At 30.5% G+C, this 14093-nt stretch carries 17 protein-coding genes; all 17 read left to right on the forward strand.

The genetic code is table 11. The features are described 5' to 3' along the window. The first annotated feature begins 173 nt into the window (after positions 1 to 173). The 17 genes from BSD9I1_RS18995 to BSD9I1_RS07860 all read left to right on the forward strand — a co-directional run bounded on the left by BSD9I1_RS18995 (position 174) and on the right by BSD9I1_RS07860 (position 14068). Positions 174 to 302 (forward strand): hypothetical protein, encoded by a 129-nt coding sequence (locus BSD9I1_RS18995; protein ID WP_278281161.1) that lies wholly within the window; start codon positions 174 to 176, stop codon positions 300 to 302. A 228-nt stretch (positions 303 to 530) separates the two neighbouring features. Then, positions 531 to 872: a DUF1292 domain-containing protein gene (locus tag BSD9I1_RS07785; RefSeq protein WP_035311007.1), complete on the forward strand. Its 342-nt coding sequence runs from the start codon at positions 531 to 533 to the stop codon at positions 870 to 872. Between the two features lie 77 nt (positions 873 to 949). After that, positions 950 to 1639, forward strand: a complete 690-nt coding sequence (locus BSD9I1_RS07790) for an HAD-IB family hydrolase (protein ID WP_242966443.1) — start codon at positions 950 to 952, stop codon at positions 1637 to 1639. Positions 1640 to 1646: 7 nt separating this feature from the next. Next, a complete protein-coding gene (locus BSD9I1_RS07795; protein WP_186429861.1) occupies positions 1647 to 2462 on the forward strand; it encodes an aminotransferase class IV in 816 nt (271 codons plus the stop codon). Between the two features lie 113 nt (positions 2463 to 2575). Further along, entirely contained in the window at positions 2576 to 4378 is a 1803-nt protein-coding gene (locus tag BSD9I1_RS07800; RefSeq protein ID WP_186429862.1) for a DUF342 domain-containing protein, read from the forward strand. A gap of 10 nt (positions 4379 to 4388) precedes the next feature. Continuing rightward, entirely contained in the window at positions 4389 to 4844 is a 456-nt protein-coding gene (locus BSD9I1_RS07805; protein WP_035310738.1) for a chemotaxis protein CheW, read from the forward strand. Between the two features lie 125 nt (positions 4845 to 4969). Further along, positions 4970 to 5458 (forward strand): chemotaxis protein CheD, encoded by a 489-nt coding sequence (locus tag BSD9I1_RS07810; RefSeq protein ID WP_186429863.1) that lies wholly within the window; start codon positions 4970 to 4972, stop codon positions 5456 to 5458. Between the two features lie 15 nt (positions 5459 to 5473). Continuing rightward, positions 5474 to 6553, forward strand: a complete 1080-nt coding sequence (locus BSD9I1_RS07815; RefSeq protein WP_186429864.1) for a chemotaxis response regulator protein-glutamate methylesterase — start codon at positions 5474 to 5476, stop codon at positions 6551 to 6553. 3 nt (positions 6554 to 6556) lie between these two features. Beyond that, the gene (locus tag BSD9I1_RS07820; protein ID WP_035310744.1) at positions 6557 to 7324 is read left to right on the forward strand and encodes a protein-glutamate O-methyltransferase CheR; all 768 of its coding nucleotides are present in this window, start codon (positions 6557 to 6559) and stop codon (positions 7322 to 7324) included. Between the two features lie 12 nt (positions 7325 to 7336). Continuing rightward, positions 7337 to 9406, forward strand: a complete 2070-nt coding sequence (locus tag BSD9I1_RS07825) for a chemotaxis protein CheA (protein ID WP_186429865.1) — start codon at positions 7337 to 7339, stop codon at positions 9404 to 9406. A 12-nt stretch (positions 9407 to 9418) separates the two neighbouring features. Further along, positions 9419 to 10018, forward strand: a complete 600-nt coding sequence (locus BSD9I1_RS07830; RefSeq protein WP_186429866.1) for a chemotaxis protein CheC — start codon at positions 9419 to 9421, stop codon at positions 10016 to 10018. A gap of 17 nt (positions 10019 to 10035) precedes the next feature. Beyond that, a complete protein-coding gene (locus BSD9I1_RS07835; RefSeq protein WP_186429867.1) occupies positions 10036 to 10395 on the forward strand; it encodes a response regulator in 360 nt (119 codons plus the stop codon). Between the two features lie 126 nt (positions 10396 to 10521). Then, a complete protein-coding gene (locus tag BSD9I1_RS07840) occupies positions 10522 to 10923 on the forward strand; it encodes a chemotaxis protein CheW (protein WP_035310749.1) in 402 nt (133 codons plus the stop codon). A gap of 19 nt (positions 10924 to 10942) precedes the next feature. Next, a complete protein-coding gene (fliM, locus tag BSD9I1_RS07845) occupies positions 10943 to 11938 on the forward strand; it encodes a flagellar motor switch protein FliM (protein WP_035310751.1) in 996 nt (331 codons plus the stop codon). Next, entirely contained in the window at positions 11931 to 13133 is a 1203-nt protein-coding gene (gene fliY, locus BSD9I1_RS07850) for a flagellar motor switch phosphatase FliY (protein WP_186429868.1), read from the forward strand. The genes fliM and fliY overlap by 8 nt, the downstream gene beginning before the upstream one ends. 227 nt (positions 13134 to 13360) lie before the next feature. Beyond that, complete coding sequence (locus tag BSD9I1_RS07855) at positions 13361 to 13642, forward strand: flagellar biosynthesis anti-sigma factor FlgM (protein ID WP_186429869.1); 282 nt, start codon at positions 13361 to 13363, stop codon at positions 13640 to 13642. 21 nt (positions 13643 to 13663) lie between these two features. Continuing rightward, positions 13664 to 14068: a flagellar protein FlgN gene (locus tag BSD9I1_RS07860; protein WP_186429870.1), complete on the forward strand. Its 405-nt coding sequence runs from the start codon at positions 13664 to 13666 to the stop codon at positions 14066 to 14068. Positions 14069 to 14093: the final 25 nt, after the last annotated feature.

Raw genomic sequence — 14093 nt, forward strand, 5'->3', positions numbered from 1 at the left:
AATTCATAATTTTTTAGGGACTAGGTTAAGTCCATAAGTTAACAAAAAATATTTTTTTAAAAGGAAGAATATCATCCCCAAAAAAACACATACTATAATTGTAACTTCTTTCAAAGATTAATCTCAATAACTTTCTGTGATAACTCATAGAAGGCAAAAAGGAGATGGTTAACTTGGGCTTTAAGAATATGATGAAGATGAAAAACACGAAGATGAAAAAAGGTAACCCTATGAATGGCATGATGAATGACATGGAAAAGGGAGTAAAAAAACTAGTGAATAACATCAAAAAAGTATTCTAGGAAGTTACAAAAGGCAGGGGATAAACTCCTCTGTCTATTAATTTGTATTAATTATTATGATAATATGATAAAAAATGTTATTATTTTTAAGAAAATCATTATTTTTAGCTAATTTTTTAAAGAAAATTTAAAAAAACTCTTTTAAAATTACTAAATAAAGGTTAAAATTATACCATAACTAAAAAGGAGGTGACAATCTGGTTGTATTTATATGGCCAGAGAGTGAATATGGATAAAGAAAAAGAAGTTGGATGCGGATGTGGATGCGGAAGCGACCATGAAAATGAACATGAAGGATGCGGATGTGGATGTGGTGATGATCACGGACATGAAGCGTTAATGGTAGATCTAGAAGATGAAAACGGCAACACTGTTGCATGTGAAGTTGTAGATGGATTTGAGTATAAAGATAATGAATATGCATTAGTACAAAATCCAGAAGACGGTTCAGTATACCTTTTCAAGATCGTAGGAGAAGGAGAAGAGGGAGAACTAGTTATACCAGAAGATGAAGAATTTGATGAGGTATCAGCTTATTACCAATCAATTTGTGATGAACAAGAAAAATAATTTACTTAAAAAGAACCGTTGATACGGTTCTTTTTGTTAATCTTTAATCTTTATAACTAAAAGGAGGATGCTTTGCTTTGGATAACAATAGAAATAAAGAAGCAATAGACATTAATAATGACGAAAAGGTTCGTCTTGCAATATTTGATGTGGATTATACTTTAACTAAAAAAGAAACCTTGATAGAGTTTTATAAATTTATGTTGAGTAAAGATCCAAAACTTATAAAATTTCTCCCTAAAGTATTAATAACAGGTATACTTTATGCCTTTAAGATATATGATGCACACGCTGCAAAGGAAAATTTCATAAAATTTATTGATGGCGTAAAACAAGAAGAAATGATAATTCTAGTAAAACAATTTTATGAAGAAAAATTAAGTAAGATACTTTATATAGATGCTATAAATACAATGAGAAAATTAAAAGAAAAGGGATATAAAATATACTTAATTTCTGCATCAGCAGAATTTTACTTAAATGAGTTATATAATATAGATATAGTAGATAAGATAATAGGAACTCGATTTACTTGTAATAATGGTATTTATGGAAGAAAAATAGAAGGAAAAAACTGCAAAGGTGAAGAAAAAGTAATTAGATTAATGCAAGTATTAAAGGAAGAAAACTTGAATGTAGACTTTAAGAATTCCTATATGTATTCAGATTCATTGTCAGACCTTCCATTGTTTAAATTGGTTGGAAATCCTTATTTAATTAACTATAGAAAAAATCATGAAAGTATTGAAAGACTCACTTGGAGGTGAAGGATTAATGTATGTATTGGGTAAGTTTTTTTTAATGAATGATGAAAAGGTTACCACAAAAGAGTTTAAAGATGAATATATTAAATTCGGCAAAAGTCTCTACGAAGTAATAAAAGTTCAAGAAGGTACCCCGCTTTTTTTAGAAAAGCATTTGCAAAGACTTCATAATTCAGGAAGGCTTACAGGATTTGAGATATTTTTAAGTGATGAAATTATAAGTAAAAGACTTAAGGATCTTATAGAAGTAAATAAGATAAAAGAAGGGAGCATAAAATTTGTATTGAATTTTGATAAGAAGTTGTTTATAGCTTATTTAGAGCAGACCAATTTTCCAAAGGAATATCAATATAAAGAAGGGATTAAAACTGATTTATTCTATAAGGAAAGAGTGAACCCAAATGCAAAGGTATTGAATTTGTCTTTTAGAGAAGAAGTAGATAAATTCATAAAAGAAAAAAATATATATGAAGCTATATTAGTGGATAAAGAGGGCTATATAACTGAAGGAAGTAAATCAAATGTGTTCTTTATAATAGATAAAAACTTATATACAACACCTATATCAGGAGTGCTTCCAGGAATAACGAGGAGTACAATATTGGATATATGTAATGAAAATTCCATAAGTGTTATAGAGGAAAGCATAAATGTAGAAGATTTAAATTCAGTAAAGGGTGCATTTCTGTCTAGTACTCCATTTGATGTTCTTCCTATAAATGAAGTAGGGAATATTAAACTTAATTCAGCGGAAACTGAAATTATAAAATACATTATGAAATGTTATAATAACAAGATTTTAAGATATATTGATAAAAATAAATAAAGATTGAGGGAATGACAACGATAACTATAGAAAAGCCTTAAGTATGGTAGTGTGTTGTGGTATAAGTTATTATAAATACATCTGGATAATTATTTAAATAGGGGGAATTTTGTATGGAAACAATAACAAATATTTCCACAAAAACAAATACAGCTACAAATGTAAGCGGCAGTGTAATGATTAAAAATGGGGATATAATGGTAAAAAACCCTAATGAAAATGATAAAGCAGCCTGTCTCGTAATAGATGATTCTATTAAGGTAAAAATAAATGGTGAATTAGTAAAAGGTAAAGTTGAAATTTATGAAAATAGTGTAATAGAAATAGAATTAGAAGATGAGGAACTTCCTAAGAGATATTTAAATATATCTATATCAGATGATAGGATGAATGCGTATATAAGCATAGCTTATGAGCCAAAGTTTATTTATAAGCTAAAAGATGTAGAAGAGGGAAATAGTGCTATATTAAAAAAAGTTATAAAAGATCAAATTATGCCTGCAAAATATACAGTAAAAGAAATTAAAGAAGAGTTGGTCAAAAAAGGTATTATTTGTGATATAATAGAGGAAAATATAGCAAAATATGTAGAAGAAGGTTGCGAGAAAGTCTTAATAGCAAAAGGGATTTACCCTGTAGATGAAGAAGACGATTATATGGAATATAAGTTTTCTACAAGTGATGAACATATGGACTTTCAAGAAGATAAGAATGGAAATATTGATTTTAAAAGCATCGGTAATATAAAGTCAATAGAAAAGGGATCTGTAATAGCTATAAAACATCTTGGAAAGCCAGGGCATGACGGTAAAGATGTAATGGGTAAGGTTAAGAAACATAAGGCAGGAAAAAAGATAAAACTTAAATTAGGCAACGGGTGTGCCATTAAAGATGATAATATAATTATAGCTACAATAGAAGGAAAACCTTGTGTAAAAGGCAATGCCATATGTGTATACTCTATACACCAAATTAAGTCAGATGTTGATTTGGAAACTGGAGATATTAAATTTGTAGGGGATATAGATATACTTGGTAGTGTAAAAGAAGGCATGAAAGTTGAAGCAGGAAATTCTGTAACGGTTCACAAAGACATCTATAGAGCTTCTATCATTGCTAAAGGAGATATATATATTCGAGGGAATGCGGTATCTAGCACTATATTTGCTGGTGGAGTAAATGTAGACAAGCTTCAGTATTCAAAAACTTTAAATGCACTTAAATCTATGTTGAATGATATCATAAATAACATAGGGGAAATAAAGAAGTTTAATATTTTAGGTAATGCTAGAAAAGATGGTGAAATATTAAAGGCACTTATCGAAACTAAGTTTAAAAATTTAAATAGAGTTTGCCTTAACATTATTAGCCATATTAAACTAATAGGAGATGTAAAGGGACAAGAAGAGCTTATTCCACTTATGAAACATAAATTAATGGGATTAGCACCTATAAATGTGAAACATTATTCAGAGTTAGATTTAATTACAAAATGCATAGACAGCATAACAAGAGAAATGGATGGGGCACTTATACTTCCAGTAAACATTAATCTAGCTTATTTACAGGATTCTCGTATCAAGAGTACAGGAGATGTAATAATTACCGGAAAAGGTCAGTATGTTTCAGAGATAATTGCAAATGGAAGCATATATTTTATAGGACAAAAGGCCGTTTCAAGAGGAGGAGTACTAAAAGCTCAAAATGAAATAAAGTGTAAGGTCGTAGGAAGTGAAGGCGGGGTTAAAACTACACTTATGGTAGAACGCGGAGGAAGTATATGGTGCGATATAGCATATACTAACACAGTATATGTAATAGGAAATAGAGAAGTCGTATTAAATGCACCAAGTAAAGATATTCATGCTTATTTAGATGACAGGGGAGAGTTAATTCTTGATAAACTGATGTTATAGGAGGGATATAATGAATAATGAAGAATTAAAAGTTCTTATATTTAGTGTAGGCAATAATTATTATGCCACAGATATAATGGAAATTGAAAGAATTTTAGGATATGAGGAGCCTACAAAGCTTCCAGACTCACCTGAGTTTTTAGAAGGAGTAATGAATTACGAAGGAAATATCTTACCTGTAATATCCTTAAATAAGAAGTTTGCAATAGAGAGTAAAGAAAAGTCAGCAGATACTAAAATAATAGTTGCAAAACAAAATGATTATAAAACAGGAATAATAGTTGACTTGGTTTTAGAAGTAAAAGATGTAAAGAAGGAAAATATAGAAGATGCTCCCCAAATAGTGGGAGGAATCTCAAAAAGATATATTAAAGGCCTTATAAAGATAGATAAAAAAATAATAATATTTTTAAATTTAGCAACAATACTTACAGAAGACGAAAGACGTCAGATGCATGATTTATAGAAATTTCTAATTTCGTTATAAATCAGCACATCTTAATTTATTAAGATGTTTCATCTATATATAATTTATATAAATTATTAATTTTATTATAAATATTTAACAAGTTTTTATGAAAGGTGCATGCTATGGAAGTGATAGAATATAAAGTTGGAATTGCAGATATGGATGCGGCCTTGTCCCCTCACAAGATAATAACAGTAGGACTTGGTTCATGCATAGGTATAGCCATGTATGATAAAGTAAATAATGTAGGGGGGCTTCTGCACATAATGCTTCCAGATAGTACTCAATTTAATAATGTATCAAATCCCCTTAAATTTGCAGATTTGGGAATACCTCTTTTAATAGGGAAAATGCAAAAAATGGGAGCAGTTAAGAGAAATTTAAAAGCTAAAATAGCAGGAGGAGCTTCGATGTTTAGCTTTTCTGACAAAAGTATGAATATGGACATAGGATCTCGTAATGGAACTGCTGTGAAAAATATTTTAAAGGAATTATCTATCCCTGTAATGGCGGAAGACATTGGAGGAAATAAGGGAAGAACTATGATACTTGATTTAAAAAATGGGATAGTACAAATTAAAACAGTTGGTATGGGAGTAAAAGAAATTTAATGGAGCTGATATGCCGTGAGAAAGTTTAAAGTATTGGTAGTAGACGATTCTGCACTGATGAGAAAAATTATATCCGATATGATAAACTCAGAGAATAATATGGAAGTTGTGGCAATTGCAAGAAATGGGCAAGATTTTATAAAAAAGCTTGAAGATGTAAAACCAAATGTAGTAACATTAGATGTGGAAATGCCAGTAATGAATGGTATTGAGGCGTTAAAAGAATTAAGAACGCGAAATATAGGTATTCCTGTAATAATTTTAAGCAGTGTTTCTAAAAAATCCTCAGAGCTTACTATGGAATGCTTGGAAAATGGAGCTTTTGATTTTATAGCAAAACCTTCGGGAGCTATTTCATTAGATATAGACAAAGTGAGAAATGAACTAATAAGCAAATTAAATTTAGCTTATGAAAAATGTCAAAATGGATGCACTATTGAAGAAATAAGAGCTATATCAAAAGACATATCAAAGGAATTGAATGAAGAAAATAAATCTATCCCTAAAAAAAAGTTTGTAAATAAAATATCAGCGTTAGTTATTGGAGCATCCACAGGAGGACCTAAGGCACTTCACCAAGTAATATCAAATTTGCCTGATGATTTGGGGGTTCCAGTATTTGTGGTACAGCATATGCCGGCTACATTCACAAAAGCATTTGCTGAAAGGCTAAACAGTAGAAGCAAAATTACAGTAGTTGAAGCCTATGATGGACAAGCGGTTTCAAATAACGTTGTATATATAGCTCCAGGTGGTTTTCATATGGAAGTAGGAAAAGATAAAAAGATACACTTAAATAAAGAACCTACGGTTTGGGGAGTTAGGCCGGCAGTGGATAAGCTTTTTAAATCTGCAGCAGCGGTATATAAAGAAAGGTTAATGAGTGTAGTCCTTACTGGTATGGGAAGGGATGGAGCAGAAGGTACTATAGAAGTTAAAAAAAATGGTGGAATAACTATATCAGAAGATCGATCTACTAGTGTAATATATGGTATGCCAAAGGCAGCATATGAAACAGGTATGGTGGATATGGTTTTAAGATTAGATAAGGTAGCTTCAGAAATAGTTAAGATAGTTAAATGGAATGGGAGGTAAAATATGGATTTGGAATATTTTAAGCAGTGGGTATATAAAGAGTTTAGAATAAACCTCTCAGCTTACAAAGAAACTCAGCTGCATAGGAGACTTTTAAGTCTAATGTCAAGAGTAGGAGTAAATTCTGTAGAAGAATATATTGCTATTTTAAAAAAAGATGCAGGGCAAAGGCAAAAGTTTTTAGATTTTATAACGATAAATGTATCGGAATTCTTTAGAAATCCTGAAATATTTTCTGATTTAAAAAATAAAATAGAAACAGAACTTTTGCCAAATAATAAAAACTTAAAAATCTGGAGTGCCGCATGTTCCATAGGGGCAGAACCATACTCCATAGCTATGATACTTGATGAAGTAGCACCAAATGGGAATCATAGTATTTTAGCTACAGACATAGATAATACTATTCTGCAAAGAGCTCAAAAGGGAGAATATGCAGAATCTGAAATTAAAAATGTAAGTAAAAATGATATTAAAAAATACTTTACCCAAATAGGAGACAAGTATGTAGTAAATAACAAAATAAAAAATATGGTTAAATTCAAAAAACATGATTTAATTTTAGATAACTACGAATCAAACTTTGATCTTATTGTATGCAGGAATGTAGTTATATATTTTAATTCAAATATAAAGGATGAGATATATAAAAAGTTTCATGCCTCTTTAAAAAAAGGAGGACTTCTTTTTGTAGGGGCTACTGAAAGTATATATAATTATAAAGAATTTGGGTTTGAAAAAACTTCAACCTTTATTTATAGAAAGGTATAGGGGGGGTACAAAATGGATACATCACAATACATGTCCATGTTCCTTGAAGAATCTATGGATAACCTTCAAACTTTAAATGAATCACTGCTTCAGCTAGAACAGGAGCCAAATGATTTAGATAGAGTAAATGAAATATTCAGAGTAGCTCATACTATAAAAGGTATGGCTGCTACCATGGGATTTAATCAAATGGCAGAACTTACGCATAAAATGGAAGACGTTTTAGCTGAATTTAGAAATGGAGAGCTTAAAGTAACAGAAAAAGTAGTAACAGTATTATTTAAATGTCTAGATACCCTAGAGAGAATGGTAAATAATATTTCTGAGGGCATAGAAGAGGCAGTGTTTATAGACGATATAATGAATGAACTACAACACATTAAAGAAAAAGAAATTGAAATAGAATTAAATGAAGAAGCTTATAAAAGTGAAGAAAATAATAAATTTGCTATAAATGATAAGTTAAATATAGAACTAAATGAATATGATATAGATGTAATTAAAACAGCTGTGGAAAGAGGTTATATACCATATCATATAAAAGTGGTTTTATCTGAAAATACCTTGCTTAAATCTGCAAGAGCATTTTTAATATTTAAAAGCTTAGAAGATTCTGGAGAAATAATAAAATCTCTACCTAGTGCTGAAGATATTGAAAATGAAAATTTTGAATTTGAATTCGATGTGGTATATATTTCAAGTAGTAGCCAAGAAGATATATATAATGTTATTATGAGTATATCTGAAGTAAATAACGTAATAATTGAAGAAATAAATTTACAAAAAGAAAAGGCTAGAAAAGTTGAAGAAGATATCAAAGCTTCAGAAGTAATAAAAGAAAAGGTAATAGAGGTTGAAGAGACTAAAGTAAAAGAAGATATTAAAAAAGAAAGCAAACAAAATGTAAGTGTTAAAAACACTTCAAGTAACAATAAAGAAACTACCCATAAAAAACAGCATCAATCCGTAAGAGTAGATTTAGAAAGATTAGATAAATTTATGAATATGGTATCGGAGCTTGTAATTCACAGAACTAGACTTGAACAAATAAGCTTAAACTATAAACTTGGAGAGCTAAATGAAACCTTAGAACAGGTTGCAAGAACAACATCTGATCTTCAAGACTTAGTAATGAAGATCAGGATGCTTCCACTAGATGTTGTGTTTAATAGATTCCCTAGAATGATCAGAGATTTATCCGTAGAATTAAATAAGGATATGGAACTTATAATAGAAGGTCAAGATACAGAGCTTGATAGAACTGTAATAGATGAAATAGGAGAACCTTTAATTCACCTTATAAGAAATGCAGCTGATCATGGAATAGAGTCAAGAGAAGAAAGAATCAAAAAGGGTAAAGATCCAGTAGGGAAAATAAAACTTGTAGCGTATCAAGAAGGCACCAAAGCAGTTATAAAAGTAGAAGACAATGGTGGCGGAATAAATGTAGACAGGGTAAGGGAAAAGGCAGAAAGAATAGGCGTAAATACTGAAGGAATGACAGAATATGATATAATCAATCTAATATTTCTTCAAGGATTTAGTACTAATGAAAAGGTAACAGACATATCAGGTAGAGGCGTAGGCATGGATGTGGTTAAGACAAAAATCTCATCACTTGGTGGTACTGTAGAAGTTGTTAGCGAAAATGATAAAGGATCAGCATTTATAATAAAACTTCCATTAACGCTTCAAATAATACAGGCTCTTTTAGTGAAGATAGGTACAGAAACCATGGCAATATCTCTAGGATATATAGATAGAGTTATAGATTTTAGTGAAAATTTAGTGAAGAGAACAAATAGTAAAGAGGTTATAATATATAATGAAGATGTTATACCACTTGTAAGACTTAATAAGAAGCTACATTTAAATGAATCTGATAGTTTGAAGAAATATATAGTAATTGTTAAAGTAGGAGAAAAGAATATTGGGCTTATGGTGGATAGTTTATTTGGACAGCAAGAAATAGTAATAAAACCTCTAGGTAAAACACTTCATGGTATGAAAGAATATATAGGTGCAACAATACTAGGAGATGGACTTGTAACTCTTATCTTGGATGTAGCAGCCTTAGTTTAAGGAGGAATTTTTATGTCATATAAGGACCTTACACCTTTACAACTAGATGCACTGCGAGAGGTTGGAAATATTGGAGCAGGAAATGCAGCTACAGCACTATCCCAGCTTTTAAGTAAAAAGGTGGATATGTCTGTACCAGCTATTAACATTATATCCTTTGAGGACATATTTTCAAATTTAAGTGGAGAAGAAATAGTATATGGAGTACTGGTAAGGGTACTTGGAGATGCTCCAGGAAATATTCTGCTTGTGCTTAAAAGGAATACAGCTATGCATGTAATAGAAGCATTAACAGGTCAAAAGGGAGAAGACATAAACGAGATGGGTGAATCTGTTTTGGCAGAAATTGGCAATATACTTTCTGCAACTTATATGAATGCAATAGGCAGGTTTACCAATTTAAGTATAATACCATCAGTACCAGCACTTACTTATGATATGCTAGGTGCTATACTATCTACTACGTTTATAGAATCCGGACAATTTGATGAATACGTATTAGATATAGAAACTGCATTTATAGAGGGTGAATCAGAAATAAATGCACACTTTTATTATATACCAATGCCGGGTTCATTAGAAAAAATATTAAATACACTAGGAGTAATATAATTTGGAGGGAATATTAAATGGCTAAAGTATTAATTGTTGATGACGCTGCTTTTATGAGAATGATGATAAAGGATATTTTAGAAAAAAATGGATTCGAAGTAATAGGTGAAGCAAATAATGGTTTAAAGGCAGTTGAACTATATAAGAAGGAAAGACCAGATGTTGTAACTATGGATATAACAATGCCAGATATGGATGGAATACAAGCTGTAAAGGAAATAAAAGCAATGGATCCAGATGCAAAAATAATAATGTGTTCTGCTATGGGACAACAGGGAATGGTTATGGATGCTATAAAAGCAGGAGCAAAAGACTTCATAGTAAAACCATTTCAAGCAGATAGAGTTCTTGAAGCAATAAAAAAGGTTATAGGATAAATAACAGTTAGTAGTAAAACAAATATTTAATAGTTGTGGATGAAATTCAGCAAAAGCTGAATTTCAACTAAAACTATTAATAGTTAATTAGTAACTGTTAATTGTAACATTGGGGGTGTTTTTACAGTGCAGGTTGTAGTATTTACTTTAAGCAATGAACAGTTTGCAGTGGAAACTGCAAGAGTTCAGGGAATAAATGATATGATGGAAATAACAAAGGTGCCTAATGCACCAGCATATATAAAAGGACTTATAAATTTAAGAGGAAATGTAATATCACTTTTAGATATAAACCTTATATTAAATTTAGAAAAGTTAGATACAACTCAAAATAATATAATAATACTTCATATGGAAGAAGAGCTAGTAGGTATTGTTGTAGATAAAGTAGATGAAGTGCTTGAAATAGATGAAGATATTATTGAGAGAGTTGAAGATGAACAAATGGAGTTATACGTAAAAGGAGTTATAAATTTTAAAGATAGAATAGTAACTCTAATTGATATAGACAAACTCCTTGCAAACTAGCAGGAAATGAGGGGAACAAATGGCAGAAGTTTTATCACAAAGTGAAATAGACGCCCTTTTAAATGCCTTATCTACGGGGGAATTAAATCCTGAAGAAGTAAATAAAGAAGAAGAAAAACAAAAGATAAAACTATATGATTTTAGAAGTCCTCAAAAATTTTCTAAGGACCACATGAGGACATTAGAGCTAATACACGATAATTATGCCAGAATAATATCTAATTATTTAACAGCCCAATTAAGAGCCAATGTCAAAGTTAAGATTGAAACAATAGAACAAATAACATATGAAGAATTTATACATTCCATTCCAAATCCAACTATGTTAACAGTATTTAAAATGCCTCCTTTAAGTGCCACTATTTTATTTGAAGAAAATCCACAATTTGTATTTGAAGTAACGGATGTACTCTTAGGAGGAACGGGACATGGGAAATATAAGATAAGAGAATTTACAGATATAGATAAAAATATAATAAAAAAGGTAAATGAAGGAATGATATCAAGTTTAAAACTTGCATGGGAAGATGTACTCGAAGTACACCCTGAAATAGAGGGTTTGGAAACCAATCCAGCTTTAAGTCAAACCCTAGCCCCTTCAGAACCTGTAGCACTTATAACATTTTCTGTTGAAATGGGAAAAAATAATACTTTTATAAATATGTGTATCCCATATTTAAGTATTGAGAAGATATTAGATAAATTAATAGTACAATATTGGTTTCAGGATAATGATGAGGAGATTTTATCTCAATCAAGAGAAAAGATAAGAAAGAGAATGGATGTAGTTGAAACTGATGTTTCTGTTTTAATTGGAAAGACTGCTATAACCGTAGAAGACTTCCTAAGAATTAGTGTAGGAGATGTATTAACTTTAAAAGAGCAAATAAATTCAACAGTAACTGTAATGGTAGGAGATGAAGAATATGCCTACGCAAAACCAGGCACTATTGGAAGGAAGATGGGAATACAGATATTAGATATTATAGATAAGGATGTGGAAAAAGATGAGTAACGACTTTCTTTCACAAGAAGAAATAAATGCACTACTGAGTGGAGAACTAAGTGATTTTGTAGATGAAGGCAATTCCACTGAAGAAAGCAGTAATGATGATATGGAAAACGTATTTACAGATATAGAAAAGGATATTTTGGGTGAAATAGGAAATATATCTATGGGATCTGCATCTACTGCGTTATCTCAAATATTAAACCAAAAGGTAAATATAACAACTCCTGTTGTTAGCGTGACAACTCTAGAGAAGCTAAAAGCTGATTTTAAAGTCCCTAATTTAGCTTTAGAAGTTCAATATACAAGCGGTATTGTAGGTGAAAATCTGCTTCTTATGAAGGTTACAGATGCCTATGTAATTGCTAATCTTATGATGGGTGGTAATGGTGAAGTTGAACAAAATGATGGAGAACTTTCAGAATTAGAGCTTAGTGCTGTATCAGAGGCTATGAATCAAATGATAGGTTCTGCAGCTACTTCTATGGCAACTATGTTTGGAAGAGAAGTAAATATATCTCCACCTCATTCAAAAGTATGGATAGACTTAACCGAGAGTCTTTCTGACAATATAGCAGAATCTGAAGCAATAGTAAAAATATCTTTTAAATTGACTATAGGAAATCTTGTAGACAGCAGTATAATGCAGCTTTTACCTATTAATACTGCAAGGAAAATAGTATCTATAATGCTTGGCAAGGAAGAACCTATAGAAGAAAATAAAAAAGAAGAAATATCTGTGAGCGGTCATAAAGAAGTAGAAACTTCTAACTCTCAGGGAAAAATGAATGATGGTAATTACAATACATATCAGGAAAATTTATACACTGAGCCTTATAATTCTGAAGCAGCTATGATGAGTTATGAAAAGCCTGTAGAAGTTCAACAAGCTACTTTTAAGCCTTTACAAGAACAAGCAAGACGTGGAACTGCATTACCTAAAAATATTGATCTTATAATGGATGTGCCTTTAGAAGTATCTGTGGTACTTGGAAGGACTAAAATGAATATAAGAGATATTTTAAACCTAGCTACAGGTTCTTTAGTGGAACTTGATAAACTTGCAGAAGAGCCAGTAGAAGTTTTAGTAAATGGTAAACGTGTAGCATATGGAGAAGTAGTTGTAATAGATGAGAACTTTGGAGTAAGAATTACTAGTATTGTAAGTAATGAAGAAAAGATTAAAAGTCTTGGAAAATAGTTAAGAAAGCCTTGCATTAAGCAAGGTTTTTTTATTTTTTAACTAAATAACTATATTATGTGTTCGATAATATACATAAGAGTACGTTAAGAAATTTTGGAATCAATTGGAAAAGGTTGATATAAATAAATGTGATATAATAACGATGAATAATTGTTTGGAATATAGTTAAATACTAGTAAATATCAATTGATCACCAGCAATAAATAATAGAAGGAGGGTAAAAGATGCGTGTTGGAGGATTGAATAATGCAGATAAAATTATAAGTCTTTATAATAAGAAGAAAAGTGTTGATAACAAAGAACAAAACCATAAGGGTAATGGGAAAGACTCTATACAAATTTCTTCTTTAGGAAAAAGTCTTAGTGCATATTCTACAAATGGAGAACTCGTAAACTCTTCGGAAAAGTTAGAAAAAATAAGAGAGGAAATATCAAAAGGTATTTATAATAGGGACTCTAAGCTTGTAGCTGATAGCATATTAAGAGCTATAAAAGAACAAAAGTAAAATTAGGTTATAGGAGGAGCTATGGATTTAAAGTCGATTGTTATAAATGAAAAAAGAGCTTTGGAAACACTTTTAGAAAGACTAGAAAAGCAGCATAAATTTGTGGTTAAAAATGATGTGTTCAATATGGATAGCATAGTTAGAGATATAAATGAATCTTTAAGAGAAATAGCAAGTATAGAAATGGAGAGAAGAAATCTAACTACTGGTAAAGATATGAGTAAAATAGTTGAGGAATTTGGTGATGAAGAGCTTGAACGAGAATATAGAGAAATAAAAAAAATGCTCCATTCACTAGAACTTCAAAAAAGCACAAATGAGCTGCTAATAAAACAAAGCTTAAGTTTTACAAATAGAATGCTCCAATATATAAACCCAGATAGAAGCGTAAAGACTTATGGAGCATATGGAAAAATGAAAAAATAATATAGATAATTATTATTTTGGGGGG

Origin of the sequence: Clostridium sp. BSD9I1 (assembly GCF_900185645.1) — a bacterium.
GTDB lineage: Bacteria > Bacillota > Clostridia > Clostridiales > Clostridiaceae > Clostridium_AK.